Source organism: Streptomyces clavuligerus, assembly GCF_005519465.1.
Lineage (GTDB): Bacteria > Actinomycetota > Actinomycetes > Streptomycetales > Streptomycetaceae > Streptomyces > Streptomyces clavuligerus.
In genome coordinates this window covers 2,530,460-2,551,587 of the sequence record NZ_CP027858.1, presented here as the reverse complement: position 1 = coordinate 2,551,587, position 21,128 = coordinate 2,530,460, and the positions used below count along the sequence as shown (strand labels likewise).

23 protein-coding genes, 4 tRNA genes and 1 pseudogene are annotated in these 21,128 nt (G+C 71.1%); 18 read left to right on the top strand and 10 right to left on the bottom strand.

Going from position 1 to position 21,128, the window contains the following annotated elements; translation table 11 throughout:
- Window positions 1–5: 5 nt before the first annotated feature.
- The 4 genes from CRV15_RS10465 to CRV15_RS10450 all read left to right on the top strand — a co-directional run bounded on the left by CRV15_RS10465 (window position 6) and on the right by CRV15_RS10450 (window position 4,761).
- On the top strand, window positions 6–1,640 hold the full coding sequence (locus tag CRV15_RS10465; RefSeq protein ID WP_003961495.1) for an NADH-quinone oxidoreductase subunit M: 1,635 nt from the start codon (window positions 6–8) through the stop codon (window positions 1,638–1,640).
- A complete protein-coding gene (locus CRV15_RS10460; RefSeq protein WP_003961496.1) occupies window positions 1,637–3,283 on the top strand; it encodes an NADH-quinone oxidoreductase subunit N in 1,647 nt (548 codons plus the stop codon). Before CRV15_RS10465 ends, CRV15_RS10460 begins: the two co-directional genes overlap by 4 nt.
- 228 nt (window positions 3,284–3,511) lie before the next feature.
- Complete coding sequence (htpX, locus tag CRV15_RS10455) at window positions 3,512–4,372, top strand: zinc metalloprotease HtpX (protein WP_137986978.1); 861 nt, start codon at window positions 3,512–3,514, stop codon at window positions 4,370–4,372.
- Window positions 4,369–4,761: a YccF domain-containing protein gene (locus CRV15_RS10450; protein ID WP_003956493.1), complete on the top strand. Its 393-nt coding sequence runs from the start codon at window positions 4,369–4,371 to the stop codon at window positions 4,759–4,761. Before htpX ends, CRV15_RS10450 begins: the two co-directional genes overlap by 4 nt.
- A gap of 51 nt (window positions 4,762–4,812) precedes the next feature.
- Here CRV15_RS10450 and CRV15_RS10445 read toward each other — a convergent pair whose 3' ends face one another.
- From CRV15_RS10445 to CRV15_RS10435, 3 genes are all read right to left on the bottom strand, one after another.
- Window positions 4,813–5,580, bottom strand: a complete 768-nt coding sequence (locus CRV15_RS10445) for an alpha-ketoglutarate-dependent dioxygenase AlkB family protein (RefSeq protein ID WP_003961497.1) — start codon at window positions 5,578–5,580, stop codon at window positions 4,813–4,815.
- Window positions 5,577–6,131 carry a methylated-DNA--[protein]-cysteine S-methyltransferase gene (locus tag CRV15_RS10440; RefSeq protein WP_003961498.1) on the bottom strand — a complete coding sequence of 185 codons (555 nt, stop codon included), beginning with the start codon at window positions 6,129–6,131 and terminating at the stop codon, window positions 5,577–5,579. The genes CRV15_RS10445 and CRV15_RS10440 overlap by 4 nt, the downstream gene beginning before the upstream one ends.
- A gap of 197 nt (window positions 6,132–6,328) precedes the next feature.
- Complete coding sequence (locus CRV15_RS10435; RefSeq protein ID WP_003956490.1) at window positions 6,329–6,817, bottom strand: YajQ family cyclic di-GMP-binding protein; 489 nt, start codon at window positions 6,815–6,817, stop codon at window positions 6,329–6,331.
- Window positions 6,818–7,016: 199 nt separating this feature from the next.
- On the opposite strand from CRV15_RS10435, the gene CRV15_RS10430 reads away from it, so the two are divergent.
- Window positions 7,017–7,098: transfer RNA gene (locus CRV15_RS10430), tRNA-Tyr, on the top strand.
- Between the two features lie 222 nt (window positions 7,099–7,320).
- Here the strand turns inward: CRV15_RS10430 and CRV15_RS37870 are convergent.
- The 5 genes and pseudogenes from CRV15_RS37870 to CRV15_RS10410 form a co-directional block, all read right to left on the bottom strand.
- Window positions 7,321–7,503 (bottom strand): hypothetical protein, encoded by a 183-nt coding sequence (locus CRV15_RS37870; RefSeq protein ID WP_372461438.1) that lies wholly within the window; start codon window positions 7,501–7,503, stop codon window positions 7,321–7,323.
- Between the two features lie 106 nt (window positions 7,504–7,609).
- Window positions 7,610–7,666: pseudogene (locus CRV15_RS38025) on the bottom strand (hypothetical protein); the annotation flags it as partial.
- A gap of 105 nt (window positions 7,667–7,771) precedes the next feature.
- The gene (locus CRV15_RS10420; RefSeq protein ID WP_003956489.1) at window positions 7,772–8,281 is read right to left on the bottom strand and encodes a GyrI-like domain-containing protein; all 510 of its coding nucleotides are present in this window, start codon (window positions 8,279–8,281) and stop codon (window positions 7,772–7,774) included.
- Window positions 8,282–8,352: 71 nt separating this feature from the next.
- Complete coding sequence (locus tag CRV15_RS10415) at window positions 8,353–9,009, bottom strand: NAD(P)H-binding protein (RefSeq protein WP_003961500.1); 657 nt, start codon at window positions 9,007–9,009, stop codon at window positions 8,353–8,355.
- Between the two features lie 119 nt (window positions 9,010–9,128).
- A complete protein-coding gene (locus CRV15_RS10410) occupies window positions 9,129–10,349 on the bottom strand; it encodes an amidohydrolase family protein (protein ID WP_003961501.1) in 1,221 nt (406 codons plus the stop codon).
- Between the two features lie 519 nt (window positions 10,350–10,868).
- On the opposite strand from CRV15_RS10410, the gene CRV15_RS10405 reads away from it, so the two are divergent.
- The 6 genes from CRV15_RS10405 (at window position 10,869) to CRV15_RS10380 (ending at window position 13,481) form a co-directional block, all read left to right on the top strand.
- Window positions 10,869–10,941, top strand: a tRNA-Thr gene (locus CRV15_RS10405).
- Between the two features lie 46 nt (window positions 10,942–10,987).
- Window positions 10,988–11,060: transfer RNA gene (locus tag CRV15_RS10400), tRNA-Met, on the top strand.
- A gap of 96 nt (window positions 11,061–11,156) precedes the next feature.
- Entirely contained in the window at window positions 11,157–11,321 is a 165-nt protein-coding gene (gene rpmG / locus CRV15_RS10395) for a 50S ribosomal protein L33 (RefSeq protein ID WP_003956487.1), read from the top strand.
- Between the two features lie 82 nt (window positions 11,322–11,403).
- The gene (locus CRV15_RS10390; protein ID WP_003956486.1) at window positions 11,404–11,856 is read left to right on the top strand and encodes a MaoC family dehydratase N-terminal domain-containing protein; all 453 of its coding nucleotides are present in this window, start codon (window positions 11,404–11,406) and stop codon (window positions 11,854–11,856) included.
- Window positions 11,856–12,284: a MaoC family dehydratase gene (locus CRV15_RS10385; protein ID WP_003956485.1), complete on the top strand. Its 429-nt coding sequence runs from the start codon at window positions 11,856–11,858 to the stop codon at window positions 12,282–12,284. Before CRV15_RS10390 ends, CRV15_RS10385 begins: the two co-directional genes overlap by 1 nt.
- Before the next feature lie 141 nt (window positions 12,285–12,425).
- Window positions 12,426–13,481, top strand: a complete 1,056-nt coding sequence (locus CRV15_RS10380; protein WP_029183010.1) for a UDP-N-acetylmuramate dehydrogenase — start codon at window positions 12,426–12,428, stop codon at window positions 13,479–13,481.
- 87 nt (window positions 13,482–13,568) lie between these two features.
- On the opposite strand, the gene CRV15_RS10375 is transcribed toward CRV15_RS10380, so the two are convergent.
- Both CRV15_RS10375 and CRV15_RS10370 read right to left on the bottom strand, forming a co-directional pair.
- Complete coding sequence (locus CRV15_RS10375; protein WP_003956483.1) at window positions 13,569–14,615, bottom strand: adenosine deaminase; 1,047 nt, start codon at window positions 14,613–14,615, stop codon at window positions 13,569–13,571.
- A 192-nt stretch (window positions 14,616–14,807) separates the two neighbouring features.
- Window positions 14,808–16,034 (bottom strand): pyridoxal phosphate-dependent aminotransferase, encoded by a 1,227-nt coding sequence (locus tag CRV15_RS10370; protein ID WP_003956482.1) that lies wholly within the window; start codon window positions 16,032–16,034, stop codon window positions 14,808–14,810.
- Between the two features lie 249 nt (window positions 16,035–16,283).
- Here CRV15_RS10370 and CRV15_RS10365 point away from each other — a divergent pair.
- The 7 genes from CRV15_RS10365 to rplL all read left to right on the top strand — a co-directional run bounded on the left by CRV15_RS10365 (window position 16,284) and on the right by rplL (window position 20,722).
- Window positions 16,284–16,356: transfer RNA gene (locus tag CRV15_RS10365), tRNA-Trp, on the top strand.
- Window positions 16,357–16,460: 104 nt separating this feature from the next.
- The gene (gene secE, locus CRV15_RS10360) at window positions 16,461–16,739 is read left to right on the top strand and encodes a preprotein translocase subunit SecE (RefSeq protein WP_003956481.1); all 279 of its coding nucleotides are present in this window, start codon (window positions 16,461–16,463) and stop codon (window positions 16,737–16,739) included.
- An 88-nt stretch (window positions 16,740–16,827) separates the two neighbouring features.
- Window positions 16,828–17,742, top strand: a complete 915-nt coding sequence (gene nusG, locus CRV15_RS10355) for a transcription termination/antitermination protein NusG (protein WP_003961504.1) — start codon at window positions 16,828–16,830, stop codon at window positions 17,740–17,742.
- 176 nt (window positions 17,743–17,918) lie between these two features.
- The gene (gene rplK / locus CRV15_RS10350; protein WP_003956479.1) at window positions 17,919–18,353 is read left to right on the top strand and encodes a 50S ribosomal protein L11; all 435 of its coding nucleotides are present in this window, start codon (window positions 17,919–17,921) and stop codon (window positions 18,351–18,353) included.
- Between the two features lie 111 nt (window positions 18,354–18,464).
- Entirely contained in the window at window positions 18,465–19,187 is a 723-nt protein-coding gene (gene rplA, locus CRV15_RS10345; protein ID WP_003956478.1) for a 50S ribosomal protein L1, read from the top strand.
- A 507-nt stretch (window positions 19,188–19,694) separates the two neighbouring features.
- Complete coding sequence (gene rplJ / locus CRV15_RS10340) at window positions 19,695–20,225, top strand: 50S ribosomal protein L10 (protein WP_003956477.1); 531 nt, start codon at window positions 19,695–19,697, stop codon at window positions 20,223–20,225.
- A 110-nt stretch (window positions 20,226–20,335) separates the two neighbouring features.
- Window positions 20,336–20,722, top strand: a complete 387-nt coding sequence (rplL, locus tag CRV15_RS10335; RefSeq protein WP_003961506.1) for a 50S ribosomal protein L7/L12 — start codon at window positions 20,336–20,338, stop codon at window positions 20,720–20,722.
- Window positions 20,723–21,128: the final 406 nt, after the last annotated feature.

Sequence of the window (21,128 nt, the reverse complement as noted above, 5' to 3'; positions counted from 1 at the left end):
CCGTGATGCAGTTCCTCCTCGCGTTCATCGTGGTCGGCCCGCTCCTCGGGGCCGTGGCCGCGCTGCTGCCCGCCCCGCCGGGCCTGCGCGGGAAGAACCCCGACCAGGCGGTGCTGCGCCACGGGGTGACCGTCACCGGCGCGGTGCTCGCCGCCGCCATCGCCCTCGTCATCGGCTTCGACCACGACAATCCGTCAAGGATGCAGGCCACGACGGACATCAGCTGGATTCCGGCGCTCGACGTCCGTATCCACCTCGGTGTCGACGGCATCTCCCTCCCCCTTCTGGTCCTGACGGCGCTGCTGACCTTCCTCTGCGCGCTCTACAGCTACTTCCGGATGCCTACGGGCCCGTCCCCGAAGGCGTTCGTCGCCCTGCTGCTCCTGCTGGCATCGGGGACCCTGGCGACCTTCGCCGTCCTCGATCTGCTGCTCTTCTTCCTCGCCTTCGAGATGGTGCTCATCCCGATGTACTTCCTCATCGGGCGCTGGGGCGGCGCGGGCCGGTCCCCCGCCGCCTGGAAGTTCATCCTCTACACACTGCTCGGCTCCGTGGTCATGCTGCTCGGACTGCTCCTCATCGGGCTGAAGAGCGGCACGTTCGACATGGTGGCACTCGCCACTGACAACGGCCGGGGCCTCACCGCGTCCACGCAGGTCGTCGCCGTTCTGGCGATCGGGATCGGCCTCGCCGTGAAGACCCCGATGTGGCCGCTGCACAGTTGGCTGCCCGATGCCCACACCGCCGCTCCGACCGTGGGCTCCGTGCTGCTGGCGGGCGTTCTGCTCAAGATGGGTACGTACGGTTTTGTCCGTATTCTGCTCCCCATCGCCCCCGAGGGCATGCAGACCTTCGCCCCCTATCTGGCGGCGTTCGCCGTCGTCGGCATCGTCTACGGCTCCCTCGTCTGCCTCGCCCTCGCGAAGGAGGGGGCGGGCGGCGATCTCAAGCGGCTGATCGCCTACTCCTCCGTCGGCCACATGGGCTTCGTCCTGCTCGGTATCGCGACGATGACCCCCACCGGCGTCAACGGAGCGCTGTTCGCGAACATCGCCCACGGGCTGATCACAGCCCTGCTCTTCTTCCTCGTCGGCGCGGTCAAGGAGCGCTACGGCACCGCCGACCTGGACACCCTTGCCGGGGCCGCCGGAGCGGCCCTCTACGGCCGGGCGCCCCGCCTCGGCGGACTGCTCGCCTTCGCCGCCGTGGCCTCGCTCGGGCTGCCCGGCCTCGCCGGGTTCTGGGGGGAGATGCTCGCCCTGTTCGGCGCCTTCGACCCGGCGGACGGGCTGAGCCGCCCCGCGTTCCTCACCTTCATGGTGATCGGCGCGTTCGGCACCCTGCTCACGGCCGCCTATCTGCTGATCGTGGTCCGCCGGGTCTGCATGGGCGCCCACCGCCCCGCCGCCCCGGAGCCACCGAGGACCGCGCCCGGCACCGGCACCGATACCCCGGCCCAGGCCGTGCCCGGCGCCGCCCCGGCCACCGGGCCCGCCGAGCCCGCTGATGTTCACCCGTACGAACTGGCGGCCTGGTCCCCCCTCGTCGCCCTCACCGTCCTCGCCGGACTGTGGCCCGCGGTCCTCCTCGGCCTCACCGACCCGGCCGTGCAGCAGCTCCTCGCAGGAGGAAAGTCGTGATCACGACCAGCGGCGATCCCGCCGTCCGCACCGCGGTGGACGCCGTCCGCACCACCGCGGCCGACGGAAGCCTGGTCCAGTCCGTCGACTGGCTCGCGATCGCGCCCCCGACCATCACCGCGGCCGTCGCCCTGATCCTGCTGGTCGCCGACCTCTTCGTACCCGAACGGCACAAGCGCTGGCTGGGCGTCGGCGCGCTCGCGGGCCTCACCGCCGCGCTCCTGACCCTCGTACCGCTGCGGGACGGCGAACGCCGCACCTTCTGCCTCACCACCGACGCGGACACCTGTAGTTACGCCGCCGACCGCTTCGCCCTCGCCATCCAGCTCCTGGTGCTCGGCGGTGCGCTGCTGACGGCCCTGCTCTCGCTCCACCGCGTCCACCGCGCGTACCCGGTGGGGGAGTACTGGTTCCTGCTGCTGTCCGCCACCGCCGGCGCGGCCCTGCTGCCCGCGTCCCGGGACCTGGCCACCCTGGTCGTCGCCCTGGAGGTCGCCTCGTTGCCCGCCTTCGCGCTGGTCGGTCTGCGCCGGGGCGACCGGCTCTCCAGCGAGGCGGCGCTGAAGTTCTTCCTCTCCTCCGTCACCGCGACCGCCGTCACCCTGCTCGGCGTGAGTTTCGTGTACGCCGCCACCGGCAGTCTCCATCTCACCCGGATCGCCGCCGAGCTGGGCAGCGTCCCCGGACAGCTCGACACCCTTGTCAAGACGGGCGTCGCGCTGACCCTGATCGGCTTCGCCTTCAAGACGGCCGCCGTCCCCTTCCACTTCTGGGTCCCCGACACCTATGTGGGCGCGCCGCTGCCGATCGCGGCCTTCCTCTCCGTCGTCGGCAAGGCGGTCGGTTTCTCCGGGCTGATCCTGGTGACCGTGGTCGCGTTCCCCGGGTACGCGGATGTCTGGGGCCCCGTCGTGGCCCTGCTCGCCGCGCTGACCATGACGGCGGGCAACGCCGCCGCCCTGCGCCAGGACCCCGACCGGCCCCGGAGCGCGGTCCGGCTGCTGGCCTGGTCCTCCGTGGGCCAGGCGGGCTACATCCTGGTGCCCGTGGCCGCCGCCGCGTACTCCAGCGACGACCAGATCGGCGCGACGGTCGCGTACGCCCTGATGTACGCGGTCGTGAACCTGGGCGCCTTCGCCGTGGTGGCCCTGGTCGCCCGCACCAAGCCGCTGAACCGGATCTCCGACTACCGGGGCCTCGCGTCCACCAGCCCGCTCACCGCCCTGGTGATGGCCTTCTTCCTGCTCTGCCTGGCCGGTCTGCCGCCGGGGATCATCGGGCTCTTCGCGAAGGTCACGGTCTTCTCCACGGCCGTCGACGCCGAGCTGGGCTGGCTCGCCGTCGTCATGGCGGTCAACGTGGTCATCGCGCTGTACTACTACCTGATGTGGACGGCGGTGCTCTTCCGCGCTCCGGAGCCGGAACGGGCCCCGGGGCAGCAGCGGACGGACCGGTCCGGGCGGCCGGAGCCCCCGGCGACCGCCGGGCCCGGTTCCGCGCCGACGGCGGTCGCGGCACGGCCCGCCACGGGGACCGCCGCACCCGCCCTCACCCTGGCGATCGCCCTCACCGCCGTGGCGGCGGTGGTCCTCTCCGGCTACCCCGAGCTGATCCTCCGCACCGCGGCCACCAGCCTGTTCTGACGGGCCCCGGCGGCTCCTCGACGCCCCCGGCGCGGCCCGGCGCGGCCCGCCGCGCCCCGATCCGGCCCACCGCCCCGGGCCAGGATCACCCGAACGGGCGCCGCCGGGCCCCGCGACGGCAGGGAACTGGGGCCCTTCGCCTGGCGTTGACCAGTACAGAAGGGTCCACTGGAGAGTGGAGCACCACCAGCAAAGGGTTCCCCTGCCGCACCACCTGGAGGGCGTACCGTGCACCGCCGGCACAATGGGCTGAAGACCGCCGTACTTCTCGGTGGACTGTCCGCTCTCATCCTCGTCATCGGCAGTTTCTTCGGCCGCACGGGGCTGATCGTCGCGTTCGTCGTCGCCCTCGGCACCAACGCCTACGCGTACTGGAACAGCGACAAGCTGGCACTGCGCGCGATGCGGGCCCGCCCGGTGAGCGAGTTCGAGGCCCCCGGCCTCTACCGCATCGTCCGGGAGCTGTCGACGTCCGTGCGCCAGCCCATGCCCCGGCTCTACATCTCCCCCACCCAGGCCCCCAAGGCGTTCGCCACCGGCCGCAATCCGCGGAACGCGGCGGTGTGCTGCACCGAGGGCATCCTCCAGCTCCTGGACGAACGGGAGCTGCGCGGCGTCCTCGGCCATGAGCTGAGCCATGTCTACAACCGGGACATCCTGATCTCGTCCGTCGCCGGAGCACTGGCCTCCGTCGTGATGTTCCTGGTGAATTTCGCCTGGCTGATCCCCATCGGCCGGTCCGACGACGACGGCCCCGGCCTCTTCGGGATGCTGCTGATCCTGATCCTCGGCCCGGTGGCCGCCTCGATCATCCAGCTCGCCGTCAGCCGCTCCCGCGAGTACGAGGCGGACGCGTCGGGAGCCCGGCTCACCGGTGATCCGCTCGCCCTCGCCAGCGCCCTGCGCAAGCTCGACGCCGGGACGAAGCAGCTCCCGCTGCCGCCCGAGCCCCGGCTGGAGACCGCGAGCCACATGATGATTGCGAACCCCTTCAGGCCGGGAAAGGGGTTGTCCAAGATGTTCTCCACCCACCCGCCGATGGCGGAACGCATCGCCCGGCTCGAACAGATGGCAGGTCCTCGGTCATGAAGACAGTTCTGAACGTCATATGGCTCGTCCTGTGCGGCTTCTGGATGTTCCTGGGCTATATGTTCGCGGGCGCGCTGCTCTGTCTGACGATCATCGGCATACCCTTCGGCCTGGCCGCCTTCCGTATCGGGATCTACGCCCTGTGGCCCTTCGGGTACACCGTGGTCGACCGCAAGGACGCCGGGGCGCCGTCCTGCGTGGGCAATGTGCTCTGGTTGATCCTCGCGGGGTGGTGGCTGGCGCTGGGGCACATCGTCACCGGGATCGTTCTCTGCGTCACCATCATCGGTATCCCGCTGGGCATCGCGAACTTCAAGCTGATACCGGTCTCGCTGCTGCCGCTGGGCAAGGAGATCGTCCCCACGGACCAGCCCTTCGCCCCGCGCTGACCACCCGGTCCCGCGCCCGGCCCGCCTGCCGGTGCGCGCCGGGACGGCGGGTCAGCCGCTGAGGCCGGTCTCGCGCAGGGTGAGGTTCAGCCGCCCGCTCCGTATCCCGGTCCCCGGGACGGCCGTGCCCGGATACACCTTCGGCACCCCGTGATACGCCGCCCGCGAGGGCCCGCCGAAGACGAACAGATCGCCCGAGGCCAGCTCCACATCGAGGTACGGACGCCCCCGCGTCCGGGTGTTGCCGAAGCGGAAGACACAGCGGTCACCGACGCTCAGGGAGACCACAGGAGCCGCGGACCGCTCCTCGCGGTCCTGGTGCATGCCCATCCGCGCCCCGTCGTCATAGAAGTTGATCAGAGCGGTGTCCGGGGCGTACGCGGACCCGCCCCCGTCGGGCCCATGGGCCGCGAGCACCGCCGCGCGCCCCCACCCGGCCAGCCAGCCGGGCAACGGCGCGGGCCGGGCGCCGTTCACGTCGTCCGCCGTGCGGGAGTACCGGTACGGCTGCCAGTGCCAGCCCAGACACACCGTCCGCACCGACATCACCCCGCCGCCCGGCAGCACCGTGTGCCGCATCGGCACCGGCCCGCGCGCCCAGCCCCGGCAGGCGTCCACCAGCCGGCGCTGCCGCTCGACCGTGAGCCAGCCCGGGACATGCACCGCACCCGGAGCGATCTCGACGGGCACACGCGGAACGGGGCCGCTCACCGGCAGCGGGAACAGCCCCTCACCGTCCGGGGCGCCCCCGGACCCGTCCGTGCCGCCCCAGCCCCCGGGCCGCGGGGCACCGCCTCCCGGTCCGGCCGCCGCGCTCATGATCCGAGCGCGCCCTCAAGGGCGAGCAGACACTCCTTGCGCTCCAGCCCGCCCGCATAGCCGCGCAGCGCGCCGTCGGCACCGATGACCCGATGGCACGGCCGCACCACGAGCAGCGGATTCCGGCCGATCGCCGTGCCCACCGCCCGCACCGCCGCCCCGGAGACACCGACCCGCCGGGCGATCTCCCCATAGGTCGTGGTCGTCCCGTACGGGATCTCCTCCAGGGCCCGCCAGACCCGCCGCTGGAACGCGGTGGGCGCCGCAGCCCCCGGAGCCACCTCGGCCCACTCGATCGCGAAACGGGTCCGTGTGCCCGCGAAGTAGGCGCGGAGCTGCGCCTCGATCTCGGCGAAGGCGCCGGGCCCATGGCGCCAGTCCGGACGGACGACCGCCGCGCCCTTCTGCCCGGGGACGGAGAGCGAGACCAGCGCGGTGCCGCCCGGTGCCGTCGCGGACTCCACGCCCACGAGCAGCACGGTGCCCAGGGGGCTCTCGGTGGTCGTGTACAGCGTCACTGCGTCCCCGCCGGTGCCGGTTCCGGTGCTCATGGCCCTGCCTCTCTCGCGCTCCGGGGCATCCCGCGCCCCACGCCTTCGAGTCTGCGCCGTCGGCAGCCCGCACGCTGGCGGGATTCGGACGTCGCCCCCGGGCGCACCGCCCCCGGCTCCTGGTGCCCGCTCCGCCCTCGCGGACCGGACACCGGGAGCCGTCCGGCTCGGTGGGTCAGGCCACCGGTGGTTTCAGCTCACCGGTAGTTCACGAACTGGAGGGCGAAGTCGAAGTCCTGCCCCTTCAGCAGCGCCTGCACGGCCTGGAGGTCGTCCCGGCTCTTGGAGGTGACCCGCAGCTCGTCGCCCTGCACCTGCGCCTTGACGCCCTTCGGGCCCTCGTCACGGATGACCTTCGCGACCTTCTTGGCGTTCTCCTGCGAGATGCCCTCGGTGATCGTGGCGAAGATCTTGTACTCCTTGCCGGACGGCTGCGGCTCGCCCGCGTCCAGCGCCTTCAGCGAGATGCCCCGCTTGATCAGCTTGGACTGGAACACATCGAGGATCGCGGTGACCCGGTCCTCGGAGTTCGCCTGCATCAGGATCTTCTCGCCGGACCAGGAGATCGACGCTCCGACGTTCTTGAAGTCGTACCGCTGCGCGATCTCCTTCGAGGTCTGGTTGAGGGCGTTGTCGACCTCCTGCCGCTCGACCTTCGAGACGATGTCGAAACTGGAGTCGGCCATGTCCTGTGGCTCCTTGTATCGGGGTGCGTGAAGGGCGCGGCCGGAGTCCCCGAACCGCTCGGGCAAGCCTAGCCACCCGCACCGCTTCCAACGGTTGATCAATCCAGTGGCGTAGCACCCCCGTACATCAGGTATTGTTTACGTCGTCGCCAAGGAGCGCCGCCGCGAGGCGGGGATTCCGAGGTGGCACCTTCTCAATGGCGGTGTGCCCGAGTGGCCAATGGGAGCGGACTGTAAATCCGTCGGCTTAGCCTACCCAGGTTCGAATCCTGGCGCCGCCACGCGAGAACGATGGCCCCTGATCTGCGGAAACGCGGATCAGGGGCCATCGTCGTTCCTCGGGTCCCGGCACCGCCCGCGCGCGGTGGGCCTGCCGCGGAAGAACCCAGACAGACGCTGACAAGTACTGCCAGACGCTGCCAAGTACTGCCAGGCGCTGTCTGACACTGCCAGGCCCTATGACGAAGATCATGAACGGGGGCTGTGGAGCCCGTCCCGGAGGGTCAGTCGTCCCGGCCGCACCACGCGCGGTGGTAACGGAGATGCGCTTCGCTGAGCCGATGGGCGGTGTGCCGCCGGAGCTCTTCCACCGCCTGTCCGTCCGCGGTGGTGCGAACCATGCCGTCGGCGTCGACGTATATCGCGAAGGCATCGAACTGGACATGGTGATTGGGGCACAGGACCAGCAGGTTCGACAGCTCGTCGGGGCCGCGGTGGGGGGGCCGAGACCGCGGATATGGGCGGCTTCCCGCCGGCGATCCTGGAGATGCCCCACAGCAGCGCGAGCGGCTTGTGCCTGCTCGGCCGCCCGTTGAGCCGGTGGACCCGGAGCTTTCTGAGCCTGTCCATGAGGAGGTCCGACGTCAGCTCTTCCAGCGTGCCCATGGTGCCCCCTGACGACTCGTCCTGTCCCCCGATCCTGCCAGGCGGACAGGACCGGGAGGGCGGCGGAGGTCAGTCCGCGAGGCGGAAGGCGAGTTCCATCTCCCACTGGTGCGGGTCGGGTTGGACGCGGGGGTCGGTGAGGTAGGACTCGATGCGGCAGGCACAGTGCTCCACGCCGTCGTCGGTTCGCGTCATGTCGAAGGGCAGGTTCTCGCGGTCGGCCCAGGCGCGCAGGGCGGTGGCCACGGAGCGGAGGCGGTCGGGGTGGCCGGTGAAGCGGGCGGTGGCGTAGCGGCCCGGGGGGAGGGCGCCGATGTGGATGTCGCCCTCCGGGGTGGGGAGCGAGACCACCGGGATGCCCGCCTCGACCTCCGACTCACCGGTCAGGTCGACCGTGTTGAAGCGGAAGAAGGGCGGGCCGGCGAACTCGGTGCCCTGCGCGGCGACCCAGCCGATCAGCTCGCCGAGGCGGTCGGCGATCGTCGCGAAGGCGTCCATCCGGACGGAGCCGCGGATGAACGCGTACGGGCGTTCGCCGTGCTCCACCACGATGGGTTCGAGGGAGGCGAAGTCAGACATGGTGTTCCTCCTGTCGGGAGGACCGGTCCCGGCCCCGGACTCGTCGGGCCGGGCGCCGGGCGTCCGGTGGGTCAGTTCCCCGCGATGTCCTTGACCGCCACGGTGACCGGGACCGAGCCGCCGACCAGCTCCAGGGTCAGCCCCGCCGTGGCCGGGGTCTCCAGCACCTCGGCCAGGACCGCCGCGACGTCGTCGCGCGGGACCGGGCCCCGCCCCGTCGCCGCCTCCAGCCGGACCAGGCCGGTACCGGCGTCGTCCGTCAGCATCCCCGGGCGCAGAATCGTCCAGTCCAGGGCGGAACGGGACCGTACGGCGTCGTCCGCCGCGCCCTTCGCCCGCAGATAGACGTCGAAGACCTCGTCGCCCGGATGCCCGGCGTCCGCGCCCATCGAGGACACCACGACAAAGCGCCGCACCCCCGCGCGTTCCGCGGCGTCCGCGAGCAGCAGCGCGGCGGCCCGGTCCACGGTCTCCTTGCGGGCCGTGCCGCTGCCCGGCCCGGCGCCCGCCGCGAACACCGCGGCGTCCGCGCCCTTCAGCACCTCGGCCACCTCGTCCACGGGCGCCGACTCCAGATCCAGGACGACCGCTTCCGCCCCGGCCGCCCGCAGGTCCGCGCGGTGATCGGGGTTGCGTACGATCCCCACGGCCTCGTGCCCGCCCGCCGAGAGCAACCGCTCCAGCCGCAGGGCGATCCGGCCATGTCCTCCAGCGATGACAATGCGCATGACGTCGACCGTACGTCCGCCGGGCCGCGTCCGCCTCACCGCGGCGGCGCGTCGCACCGAGGGTCCCCCGGTCTGTGGCACGGCCCGGGGCCGTCCCGCCCGGACGCGCCGGGCACGGCTCAGGGGCGCCCCTGCCGCGGCAGCTCCAGCGCCACCGCCACGGCCGAGTCGCAGTACTCCCGTACCGCGCTGGTCCGGGCCACGACCCGGCCGCGGTGGATGACGATCCTGCTGTACGCGAGCGACAGCACCCCCGAGATCCGCTCCCCGCGCACCGCCAGCAGCTCCGCCGGGAAACCCGCCTCCACCCGGACCTCCGGCAGCCCCATGGCCTCCCGGGCGGCCGGGCCGACCGCGTCGTACGCCTCTTGGGCGCGCAGCCCCGTCTGCGAGGCCAGCAGATAGGCGGCCTCCAGCGGGTCGCCCCGGCCCACCGGGTTCGACACATCGCGCAGCGCCCCGCCGCCCGCGGCGACCCGCACCCCCGCCGCCCGCAGCAGCCGCACGGGAGCGGTGCCCCGGTGCTCCAGCGCGCCACAGCCGCCCTGGGGGAGGCAGACCACGGTCACCCCCGCCGCCGCGAGCTGGTCGGCGGCCCGGGACGCCTTGTCGCGCGGCAGCTCCGAGAGCCCGGCGCAGGGCCCGATCACCACCCGGGCCCGCAGCCCGCCCGCCATCGCCGCCAGCCGGGCCAGCCGGGCCGGGTCGTCGCCGTGGGTGTGCAGATCGACGGGGCAGCCGTGTTCCGCCGCCACCTCCAGGACGGTCTGGACATAGCCGGTCGGGTCGGGGTCCGCGTCCGGGCAGCCGCCGACGACCGCCGCGCCCATCTTCACGGCGTCCCGCAGCATCGCCAGTCCCTCCGCCCCGGCGACCCCGGTCAGCAGCCGGGGCACGGCGACGGCCGTCAGATCGGCGAGCCCGCGCAGCGACCGCCGGGCCTGGAGCACCGCCTCCAGCGGGCCGAGGCCCTGGACGGGGCCGATCCGCACATGGGAGCGGAGCGCGGTCGCCCCGTGGCCGAGGTGGAGCAGGGCGGCCTCGGTGGTCCGCCGCTGGACGTCGTCGGAGGCGTACGAGACGGGGCCGGGGGTGTCGGCGGTGAGGGCCGTGTCGCCGTGGGCGTGGGGCTCCGCCGGAGCGGGCAGCAGCAGATACCCGCTCAGATCCACCCGCGCGGAGTGCGCCGTGAGACTCCCCGCGGTGCCGACCGCCTCGATGCGCCCTCCGCTGAGCCGTACGTCGACGGTGCGGCCGTCGGCGAGCCGGGCGCCGCACAGCAGCAGCGCGGTGGTGTCGGCGGTCGCGCCGTCGGACGGCTGCGGCTGACTGTCGGGCATCGCGCTCCTGCGGGGGAGGTCGGGGCTCGGGCCGGGTGAGCGGATGAGGAAGATCACACAGCCTGGGGTGAGCCTAGGGGCGCTCCGGTCGCGCTTCGCGGAAGAGCGAAATAGTCGTACCGGTGAGCCGGGGCGCGTGCCCCGGTCGCTCCCGGGGGCGCGACCGTACGCCCGCCGGTCCCGCCGGACTTCCCACCCGTCCCGCCGGGACTTCCCCGCCACTCCCCGCCGGGCCCCACCACTCGTCACCACAGCCTCGTGGGTCCTACCGGCCCCACGCCGCCCCACAGAACTCTGGACGCACCGCGGAACGGGCTCCGGCGCGGCTCCGGCACGGTTCCGGCGCAGGCTCAGGAACGGGTTTGGAACGGCTTTGGAACGAGGCACGGCACGGCCCGCCGACCCTCTCCCCACCGCCCCGTTCCGCCCCGTCCGACCCCCTCGTCACCGATGCCGGACAGGGCGACAGGAAACGGATTTGGGCGATCGGCGAGAGACCGTGTAATGTCTTCCTCGCTCGCCCCAATAGCTCAGTCGGTAGAGCGTCTCCATGGTAAGGAGAAGGTCTACGGTTCGATTCCGTATTGGGGCTCTGGTGTCGGTGATCCTCACCCTCGGGTGAGGGGATCCGATATCAAAGCGGTGTAGCTCAGTCGGTAGAGCAAGCGGCTCATAATCGCTGTGTCACCGGTTCAAGTCCGGTCACCGCTACACACAGTAGCCGATTGTGGGGTCGGTCCTCCGATCGGCTACTCTCTTATGCGTTCATAGTTTGTACTGTCCATAGTCCGTCCAAGGAGCACTCACGTGGCTGCCACCGACGTCCGCCCGAAGATCACGCTGGCCTGCGTGGAGTGCAAGGAGCGGAACTACATCACCAAGAAGAACCGGCGCAACAACCCGGACCGTCTTGAGATGAAGAAGCACTGCCCGCGCTGCAACTCTCACACTGCGCACCGCGAAACGCGCTGATCAGGCTCGTCTGCGAGGCCGTCCCCGACTCGGGGGCGGCCTCGTGTCGTTTGTCATTGGCCCAGCAGGAGGGAGTCCCTTCATGGCGATCGACCAGTCCTTCGTGGGACGGAGCTATCCGCCCACCGAGCCGTACGAGGTCGGCCGGGAAAAGATCCGGGAGTTCGCCGAGGCGGTCGGGGACGACCATCCCGCGTACACCGACGCCGAAGCCGCGAAGGCGCTCGGCCACCCCGATGTGATCGCCCCGCCCACTTTCGCCTTCGCGATCACTTTCCGGGCCGCCGGAGAGGTCATTCAGGACCCGGGACTGGGTCTCGATTACGACCGCGTGGTCCACCGGGAGCAGAAGTTCGCCTATACGCGGCCGGTGTGCGCCGGGGACCGGCTGAGTGTCGTCTCCACCATCGAGAGCATCAAGACACTCGCGGGCAACGACGTCGTGGAGATCCGGGGCGAGGTCCGCGACGAGACCGGTGCCCATGTGGTCACCGCATGGACCAAGCTGGTGGCGCGCGCCGCCGAGGAGGCGTGATGACGGCGAGGATCTCCTACGCGGACGTCGAGGTCGGCACGGAGCTGCCCGCGCGGTCCTTCCCTGTGACACGGGACACCCTGGTCCGGTACGCGGGCGCGTCGGGCGACTTCAACCCCATCCACTGGAACGAGAAGTTCGCCGTCGCGGTCGGGCTCCCGGACGTGATCGCGCACGGCATGTTCACCATGGCCGAGGCCGTCCGGGTGATCACGGACTGGACCGGCGACCCGGGCGCCGTGGTCGAGTACGGCGTCCGCTTCACCAAGCCCGTCGTGGTCCCCAACGACGGCGAGGGCGCGCTCATCGAGGTCAGCGGCAAGGTCGCGGCGCTCCTCGACGACAACCGCGTACGGGTCGACCTGACCGCGACCAGCGGCGGCGAGAAGGTGCTGGGCATGGCGCGCGCCGTCGTCGCCCTCGCCTAGGCCCCCGGCGCCCCGGGGCTCGGCCGCCCGTCCGCCCTGCCCGTGCCGCCGTGCCCGGTGGGGCGGGCGGACAGGCCGGACGGCCCGGACGGTCCCACGGGGCCCGCGGGGCTGTCGGGGCCGGACCGTACCCTTGTGCCCGTGCAGGAACTCCACGACGCCCCCCTCGCCCCCCTGACCACCTTCCGGCTCGGCGGCCCGGCCACCCGGCTGATCACCGCGACCACCGATGACGAGGTGGTCGCCGCCGTCCGCGCGGCCGACGCCTCGGGGACCCCGCTGCTGCTGATCGGCGGCGGCAGCAACCTGGTCATCGGGGACAAGGGCTTCGACGGGACGGCGCTGCGCATCGCCACCCGGGGCCTCGTCCACGACGGCACCGAGCTGGAGCTGGCCGCGGGCGAGGTCTGGACGGACGTGGTCGCGTACGCCGTCGAGGCCGGTCTCGCGGGCATCGAGGCCCTGGCCGGAATCCCCGGCTCCGCAGGTGCGACGCCCCTCCAGAACGTGGGGGCGTACGGCCAGGAGGTCTCGTCCACCATCACCGAGGTCGTCGCCTACGACCGCCGCGCCGGTGAGACGGTCACCCTCACCAACGCCGAGTGCGGCTTCTCCTACCGCCACAGCCGCTTCAAGGAGCACCCCGGCCGCTATGTCGTGCTGCGGGTCCGCTTCCGGCTGGAGGACGCGGACGGCCTGTCCGCGCCGGTGCGGTACGCGGAGGCCGCGCGGGTCCTCGGAGTGGTCCCCGGCGAGCGCGCCGGCCTGGCGGCGGTCCGCTCCGCCGTGCTCGCGCTGCGCGCCGGGAAGGGCATGGTCCTGGACCCCGCCGACCACGACACCTGGTCGGCGGGGTCGTTCTTCACCAACCCCGTCCTCACCGCCGAGGAGTACACGGCGTTCACCGATCGTGTCCGCGAGCGGCTCGGCGCGGAGGCGACGGCGCCCGCGTATCCGGCGGGGGAGGGGTTCACCAAGACCTCCGCCGCCTGGCTGATCGACCGGGCGGGCTTCACCAAGGGGTACGGCACCGGCCCGGCCCGGATCTCCACCAAGCACACGCTGGCCCTCACCAACCGGGGCGAGGCCACCACCGAGGATCTGCTCGCGCTGGCCCGCGAGGTCGTGGCCGGGGTGCGGGACGCCTTTGGGATCACGCTGGTCAACGAGCCGGTGACGGTCGGCGTGGAGCTCTGACGGCCCCCGGCCGACCGTCGGGCGCCACCACCCGCGCCGACCCGCCCCGGGCGGCCGTCCGGCCCGGGAACGGGGTCACCCGCGGGCTCACCCCGTGACCGGCCGCGGACCCGCCTCCTCGGCCAGCCAGCCGTCGATCCCCGCCAGCATCCGGGCCCGGACGCCCTCGGGGGCGGCGGAGCCCCGTACCGACTGCCGGGCCAGCTCCGCCAGCTCGCTGTCGGTGAACGCGTGGTGCCGCCGGGCGAACTCGTACTGCGCGGCCAGCCGGGAGCCGAAGAGCAGCGGGTCGTCCGCGCCCAGCGCCATCGGCACCCCCGCCTCGTACAGCGTCCGCAGCGGCACGTCCCCGGGCTTCTCGTACACGCCGAGCGCCACGTTCGACGCGGGGCAGACCTCGCAGGTGACCTGCAGTTCGGCGAGCCGCTTCAGCAGCCGGGGGTCCTCGGCGGCCCGGACCCCGTGGCCGACGCGGGACGCGCGCAGATCGTCCAGACAGTCCCGAACGGAGGACGGACCGGTCAGCTCGCCGCCGTGCGGGGCCGCGAGCAGCCCGCCCTCGCGCGCGATCGTGAAGGCGCGGTCGAAGTCCCGGGCCATGCCCCGGCGTTCGTCGTTGGAGAGTCCGAAGCCCACGATGCCGCGGTCCGCGTACCGCACGGCCAGCCGGGCCAGGGTCCGCGCCTCCAGCGGATGCTTCATCCGATTGGCGGCCACCAGCAGCCGTATCCCGAGCCCCGTCTCCCGCGACGCGCTCTCCACCGCGTCGAGGATGATCTCCAGCGCGGGGGTCAGACCGCCCAGCAGCGGGGCGTACGAGGTCGGGTCGACCTGTATCTCCAGCCACTGGGAGCCGTCCCGGACGTCCTCCTCCGCGGCCTCCCTGACCAGCCGCTGGATGTCCTCGGGGGCGCGCAGACAGGACCGGGCGATGTCGTAGAGCCGCTGGAAGCGGAACCAGCCGCGCTCATCGGTGGCGCGCAGCCTGGGAGGCTCGCCGCCGGTCAGCGCGTCGGGGAGATGGACGCCGTACTTGTCGGCCAGTTCGAGCAGGGTGGCGGGGCGCATCGATCCGGTGAAGTGGAGATGCAGATGGGCCTTGGGCAGCCGGGTGACATCACGTACGTGCTCCATCCCAGGATCTTGCCGCACGGCCGGGCCGGGAGGTAAGCGGATTCCCCCATCGGGTCCTTGCCCGGATCTGTGTTCGATCTCACGTGGGGGCGTCCCCGGCGGAACCGGAACGGCTCGCGCGAACGGCCCCGGAACCACCCTCGCGGGGGCTCCGGGGCCGTGCGGCGGCTCACCGGCTCAGCGGTGGAACGATCAGTCGGTGGCCTCGGCGAGCAGCTTCTGGAGCCGCGAGACGCCCTCCACCAGGTCCTCGTCGCCCAGCGCGTAGGACAGCCGCAGATAGCCGGGGGTGCCGAACGCCTCACCGGGGACGACGGCGACCTCGACCTCGTCCAGGATCAGCGCGGCCAGCTCCACGGAGGTCGCCGGGCGCTGTCCGCGGATCTCCTTGCCCAGCAGGGCCTTCACCGAGGGGTAGACGTAGAACGCGCCCTCGGGCTCGGGGCAGACGACGCCGTCGATCTCGTTGAGCATCCGGACGATCGTCCGGCGGCGGCGGTCGAACGCCTCCCGCATCTCGGCCACCGCGTCCAGGCTCCCGGAGACGGCGGTGAGCGCCGCCACCTGCGCCACGTTGGACACATTGGAGGTGGCGTGGGACTGGAGGTTCGTCGCGGCCTTCACCACGTCCTTGGGGCCCACGATCCACCCCACCCGCCAGCCGGTCATGGCGTACGTCTTCGCCACACCGTTCACCACGATGCACTTCTCGCGCAGCTCGGGCACGACCGCCGGCATCGAGGTGAAGACGGCGTCGCCGTAGACCAGGTGCTCGTAGATCTCGTCCGTGAGCACCCACAGACCGTGCTCGACGGCCCAGCGGCCGATCGCCTCGGTGTCCTCACGGCTGTAGACGGCGCCGGTCGGGTTGGACGGGGAGACGAACAGCACCACCTTGGTGCGCTCGGTGCGGGCCGCCTCCAGCTGCTCGACGGAGACCCGGTAACCGGTGGTCTCGTCGGCCACCACCTCGACCGGGACACCGCCCGCGAGCCGGATCGACTCGGGGTAGGTGGTCCAGTACGGAGCGGGGACGATCACCTCGTCGCCCGGGTCGAGGATCGCCGCGAACGCCTCGTAGATCGCCTGCTTGCCACCGTTCGTCACCAGCACCTGCGCCGGGTCGACCGGGTAGCCGGAGTCCCGCAGGGTCTTCTCGGCGATGGCCTTCTTCAGCTCGGGCAGCCCGCCCGCCGGGGTGTAGCGGTGGTACTTCGGCGTACGGCACGCCTCGACGGCGGACTCGACGATGTACTCCGGCGTCGGGAAGTCGGGCTCGCCCGCGCCGAAGCCGATCACCGGGCGCCCGGCGGCCTTGAGGGCCTTGGCCTTGGCGTCGACGGCGAGGGTGGCGGATTCGGAGATCGCGCCGACGCGGGCGGAGACCCGGCGCTCGGCGGGAGAGGTAGCAGCGCTCATGCCGTCCATCGTCCCAGACGCGACAGGCGTCCGGCACAGGTGTTCCGCCCCCCGGACAACGGCCCGGAACACGGCCGGGACGGCGCCGCCGGGCCCTGCGGCGAAGGTCTTCCGGCAGCCCACGAGGGGGGCCGCAAGAACCTCCCCGGAGGCGTCTGTTCGACGAAGAGCCCATGACCACGTACACTCACTCGTCGTTGGCCCACACCGACCGCATCCCCCGGATGCTGTAGGTTGTGGACACCACCAAGGGTCGTAGCTCAATTGGTAGAGCACTGGTCTCCAAAACCAGCGGTTGGGGGTTCAAGTCCCTCCGGCCCTGCTACACACACCTTCGCCAGGCTGTGTGCGCATGTACGTAGATTCATTGGCCGTGCGGCGTCACCGGGCGCGGCACGGCCACGACCCGGGATCAGGTGAAAGAAAGTGACGGACGCCGTGGGCTCCATCGACACGCCTGATGCCGAGGACGAAGCGCCTCAGAAGTCCCGCAAGGGCGGCAAGCGCGGCAAGAAGGGCCCTCTGGGCCGTCTGGCTCTGTTCTACCGGCAGATCATCGCGGAGCTCCGCAAGGTCGTCTGGCCGACGCGCAACCAGCTCACGACGTACACCACAGTGGTGATTATCTTCGTCGTCATCATGATCGGTCTGGTGACCGTGATTGACTATGGATTCCAGGAAGCCGTCAGCTACGTCTTTGGCTGATCCCGCGAGGGGAACCGGTCAGAGGCTCATCGGCGGCGGCAGCCTTCCGTATGTTCCACCCATCTGTAGCCAGGAAGAAGCAGCCACCGTGTCTGACCCGAACCTGAACGAGGCCGCCCGGCCCGGCGACGAGAGCTTCGAGTCGGCCGCGTCGGCGGAGGACCAGCTCGACATCGTTGAGGCCGCGGACTCCATCGACCCGGACCAGGCGGAAGCTGCTGACGCCGAGGCCGGTGAGCCCGCCGAGGAGGCCGCCCTCCACGCCGAGGACGACGCGTCCGCCGAGGACGAGGCCGCCGAGATCGACGAGGCCGTCGAGGCCGACGACGCGTCCGCCGAGGACGACGAGGGCACGGCCGAGGTCGTCGAAGAGGCCGCCGAGGCCGTCGACCCGATCGCCGCGCTCCGTGACGAGCTGCGCATCCTGCCGGGCGAGTGGTACGTGATCCACACCTACGCCGGGTACGAGAAGCGGGTCAAGGCCAACCTGGAGCAGCGCGCCGTCTCGCTGAACGTCGAGGAGTTCATCTACCAGGCCGAAGTGCCCGAGGAAGAGATCGTCCAGATCAAGAACGGCGAGCGCAAGAACGTCCGCCAGAACAAGCTTCCCGGCTATGTCCTGGTCCGGATGGACCTCACCAACGAGTCCTGGGGCGTCGTCCGCAACACGCCCGGCGTCACCGGCTTCGTCGGCAACGCCTACGACCCGTACCCGCTGACCCTGGACGAGATCGTCAAGATGCTCGCCCCGGAGGCGGAGGAGAAGGCCGCTCGCGAGGCCGCCGAGGCCAAGGGCGAGCCCGCCCCGGCGCGCAAGCTGGAGGTCCAGGTCCTGGACTTCGAGGTGGGCGACTCGGTCACCGTCACCGACGGCCCCTTCGCCACCCTCCAGGCCACGATCAACGAGATCAACGCCGACTCGAAGAAGGTCAAGGGCCTGGTCGAGATCTTCGGCCGCGAGACCCCGGTCGAGCTGAGCTTCGACCAGATCCAGAAGAACTGAGCCCTCCGGCCCTCCGCCGGACCATCGCTTCCGACCAGGTCAGAACCGCTCTTCAAGGCGGTTCTGACCTGTCGGTTTTTAACCCCGCACCTCTACCCGTTATCGTGGTGCGGTATGCCTCCATCCGGATGATGGATGGAAGGCCGACCACTCTCACTAGGACCCGGAGAGAGCACATGCCTCCCAAGAAGAAGAAGGTCACGGGGCTTATCAAGCTCCAGATCCAGGCCGGCGCGGCCAACCCGGCTCCGCCGGTCGGCCCCGCCCTGGGTCAGCACGGCGTCAACATCATGGAGTTCTGCAAGGCCTACAACGCCGCGACCGAGTCGCAGCGTGGCATGGTCGTGCCGGTGGAGATCACGGTCTACGAGGACCGTTCCTTCACCTTTGTGACCAAGACTCCGCCGGCCGCCAAGCTGATCCTCAAGGCCGCGGGTGTGGACAAGGGCTCCGGCGAGCCGCACAAGACCAAGGTCGCCAAGCTCACGCGCGACCAGGTCCGTGACATCGCCACGACGAAGATGCCCGACCTGAACGCCAACGACCTGGACGCCGCCGAGAAGATCATCGCCGGCACCGCCCGCTCCATGGGCATCACGGTCGAGGGCTGATTCCCAGCCCGAGGCAGCAGGACGAGGCAGCACGCCCCGTCTGACCTCCTGTGGCAGGACCACGCGCTGGTCCGGACCACATCTCCCACCTGAAACACAGCAGGAGCAGAAGTGAAGCGCAGCAAGAACCTCCGCGCTGCGGACGCCAAGATCGACCGGGAGCGCAACTACGCCCCGCTCGAGGCCGTCCGTCTCGCCAAGGACACCGCGTCCAGCAAGTTCGACGGCACCGTCGAGGTGGCCCTGCGTCTGGGTGTCGACCCGCGCAAGGCCGACCAGATGGTCCGCGGCACCGTGAACCTTCCGCACGGCACCGGTAAGACCGCCCGGGTCCTGGTCTTCGCGACCGGTGACCGTGCCGAGGCCGCGCGTGCCGCGGGCGCCGACATCATCGGCGCCGACGAGCTGATCGACGAGGTGTCGAAGGGCCGTCTGGACTTCGACGCCGTCGTCGCCACCCCGGACCTCATGGGCAAGGTCGGCCGCCTCGGCCGGGTGCTCGGTCCGCGTGGTCTGATGCCGAACCCGAAGACCGGCACCGTCACCCCCGATGTCGCCAAGGCTGTGACCGACATCAAGGGCGGCAAGATCGAGTTCCGCGTCGACAAGCACTCGAACCTGCACTTCATCATCGGCAAGGTCTCCTTCGACGAGACCAAGCTGGTGGAGAACTACGCTGCGGCGCTGGAGGAGATCCTCCGTCTGAAGCCGTCCGCCGCGAAGGGCCGCTACATCAAGAAGGCGACCCTGACCACGACGATGGGCCCCGGCATCCCGCTGGACTCCAACCGCACCCGCAACCTCCTCGTCGAGGAGGACCCGGCCGCCGTCTGATCGGACGACGACCGGCGCGGCGCCTGACACCAGGCGCGGTACACGTTGAGGAACGGCTCTCCTGCCCCCGTGTGGGGCGGGGGAGCCGTTCTGCTGTCCCCGGGCCCGGGAGTCGGCAGCCCGGGGCTTCTGGGCCCGCAGCCCGCAGTCCGCAGTCCGCAGTCCGGAGCCCCGCAGTCCGGAGTGCGCAGCCCCGGAGGCCCGCAGCCCGTCCTCCGGGCTCCCACCTGCGCACTTCTGTGGATTTGCACCTTCGCACCACGGTCCCGTACTCTTCCGGAGAAGCCAAAGACCGCTGGTCGTTGCCGCGTGCTCGTCAGAGAGTGCGGCGACCGAAGGAATCCGCTAGCTACGGACGGCCTGCGCAGGTGACACAGAGGACCCCTGGTTCCCGGACTCGTTCCGGTCGAGCCAAAGCCCCGTGCGCCTGCGCCGGGGCGTTTTGTTTTGCCAAGTTTCCTCCTTCGGGTCCGCGCGGTCCTCATCACCCGGAAGGAGGCCGAAGCTATGGCTAGGCCCGACAAGGCTGCCGCGGTAGCCGAGCTGGCGGACCAGTTCCGCAGCTCGAACGCCGCCGTGCTGACCGAGTACCGGGGTCTCACCGTGGCGCAGCTCAAGACGCTGCGTCGTTCGCTCGGTGAGAACGCCCAGTACGCCGTGGTGAAGAACACGCTGACCAAGATTGCGGCCAACGAGGCCGGGATCACGTCGCTGGACGACCAGTTCACTGGTCCGACGGCGGTCGCCTTCATCACCGGTGACCCGGTGGAGTCGGCGAAGGGTCTTCGTGACTTCGCCAAGGACAACCCCAACCTGATCATCAAGGGCGGTGTCCTTGATGGCAAGGCGCTGTCCCCCGATGAGATCAAGAAGCTCGCGGACCTTGAGTCCCGCGAGGTTCTGCTCGCCAAGCTGGCGGGCGCCATGAAGGGCAAGCAGTCCCAGGCTGCCTCGCTGTTCCAGGCGCTCCCGTCGAAGCTCGTCCGCACGGTGGACGCGCTGCGCGCCAAGCGGGACGAGCAGGGCGGTGCCGAGTAATTCGGCTCGCGCATTGATCGGGGCCCCCTCGGGGCGCTGATCGCAGCGGGCCGCACGCCCGCCGTCATATACAACCGGCACCAGCCGATTTAGTGGAAGGATCGCCCATCATGGCGAAGCTCAGCCAGGAAGACCTGCTCGCTCAGTTCGAGGACATGACCCTCATTGAGCTGGCCGCGTTCGTCTCCGCGTTCGAGGAGAAGTTCGACGTCACCGCCGCCGCCGCCGCGCCGGTCGTCGTCGCCGGTGGTGCCGCTGGTGGCGCCGCCGAGGCCGTCGAGGAGAAGGACGAGTTCGACGTCATCCTCACCGGCGCCGGCGAGAAGAAGATCCAGGTCATCAAGGTCGTCCGCGAGCTGACCTCCCTCGGCCTGAAGGAGGCCAAGGACCTGGTCGACGGCACCCCGAAGCCGGTCCTGGAGAAGGTCGCCAAGGAGGCCGCGGAGAAGGCTGCCGAGTCCCTCAAGGCCGCCGGCGCCTCCGTCGAGGTCAAGTGACCCTCCTGAGTCCCCCGTGACTCTCCGGGCCCGGTGGGCCCACCGACAGCCCCTCGGGGCCGCCGGTGGGCGTCCCGTCGGGACCCGCCAAGGGCGATCACCCATCAGGGTGATCGCCTTTCGGCGTTGAGCGACGGGTGCGTTGCACTTCCCGCGGCGGGGAGTATGGTGATCATCGCCGTGGGGTTCCGGACCGGGCCGGACCGTGATCGGTGTCGCTCCCAGCAGCCGGTGCGGGCCGGGGGGCCTTGACGAACCGCACGCAGCGCGCAATTCTCAGGACGCGTCGTCACAACGATCCGGGTTCGAGGCATGGATCGGCGGGCGAACGGGCAGTATCGATGTGCGCCTCAAGGCGCGGGGCAAGCGCGGAGATGAGAACAACGAGGGTCGTCGGAACCCGGAC

Excerpts from the sequence above, each read along its gene's own strand:
- CRV15_RS10465 (WP_003961495.1), top strand. The coding sequence starts at position 6 with ATGCAGTTCCTCCTCGCGTTCATCGTGGTCGGCCCGCTCCTCGGGGCC.
- CRV15_RS10450 (WP_003956493.1), top strand. The coding sequence starts at position 4,369 with ATGAAGACAGTTCTGAACGTCATATGGCTCGTCCTGTGCGGCTTCTGG.
- CRV15_RS10445 (WP_003961497.1), bottom strand. The coding sequence starts at position 5,580 with ATGAGCGCGGCGGCCGGACCGGGAGGCGGTGCCCCGCGGCCCGGGGGC.
- CRV15_RS10440 (WP_003961498.1), bottom strand. The coding sequence starts at position 6,131 with ATGAGCACCGGAACCGGCACCGGCGGGGACGCAGTGACGCTGTACACG.
- CRV15_RS10435 (WP_003956490.1), bottom strand. The coding sequence starts at position 6,817 with ATGGCCGACTCCAGTTTCGACATCGTCTCGAAGGTCGAGCGGCAGGAG.
- CRV15_RS10420 (WP_003956489.1), bottom strand. The coding sequence starts at position 8,281 with ATGTCTGACTTCGCCTCCCTCGAACCCATCGTGGTGGAGCACGGCGAA.
- CRV15_RS10415 (WP_003961500.1), bottom strand. The coding sequence starts at position 9,009 with ATGCGCATTGTCATCGCTGGAGGACATGGCCGGATCGCCCTGCGGCTG.
- CRV15_RS10410 (WP_003961501.1), bottom strand. The coding sequence starts at position 10,349 with ATGCCCGACAGTCAGCCGCAGCCGTCCGACGGCGCGACCGCCGACACC.
- CRV15_RS10390 (WP_003956486.1), top strand. The coding sequence starts at position 11,404 with ATGGCGATCGACCAGTCCTTCGTGGGACGGAGCTATCCGCCCACCGAG.
- CRV15_RS10385 (WP_003956485.1), top strand. The coding sequence starts at position 11,856 with ATGACGGCGAGGATCTCCTACGCGGACGTCGAGGTCGGCACGGAGCTG.
- CRV15_RS10375 (WP_003956483.1), bottom strand. The coding sequence starts at position 14,615 with ATGGAGCACGTACGTGATGTCACCCGGCTGCCCAAGGCCCATCTGCAT.
- CRV15_RS10370 (WP_003956482.1), bottom strand. The coding sequence starts at position 16,034 with ATGAGCGCTGCTACCTCTCCCGCCGAGCGCCGGGTCTCCGCCCGCGTC.
- rplK (WP_003956479.1), top strand. The coding sequence starts at position 17,919 with ATGCCTCCCAAGAAGAAGAAGGTCACGGGGCTTATCAAGCTCCAGATC.
- rplJ (WP_003956477.1), top strand. The coding sequence starts at position 19,695 with ATGGCTAGGCCCGACAAGGCTGCCGCGGTAGCCGAGCTGGCGGACCAG.
- rplL (WP_003961506.1), top strand. The coding sequence starts at position 20,336 with ATGGCGAAGCTCAGCCAGGAAGACCTGCTCGCTCAGTTCGAGGACATG.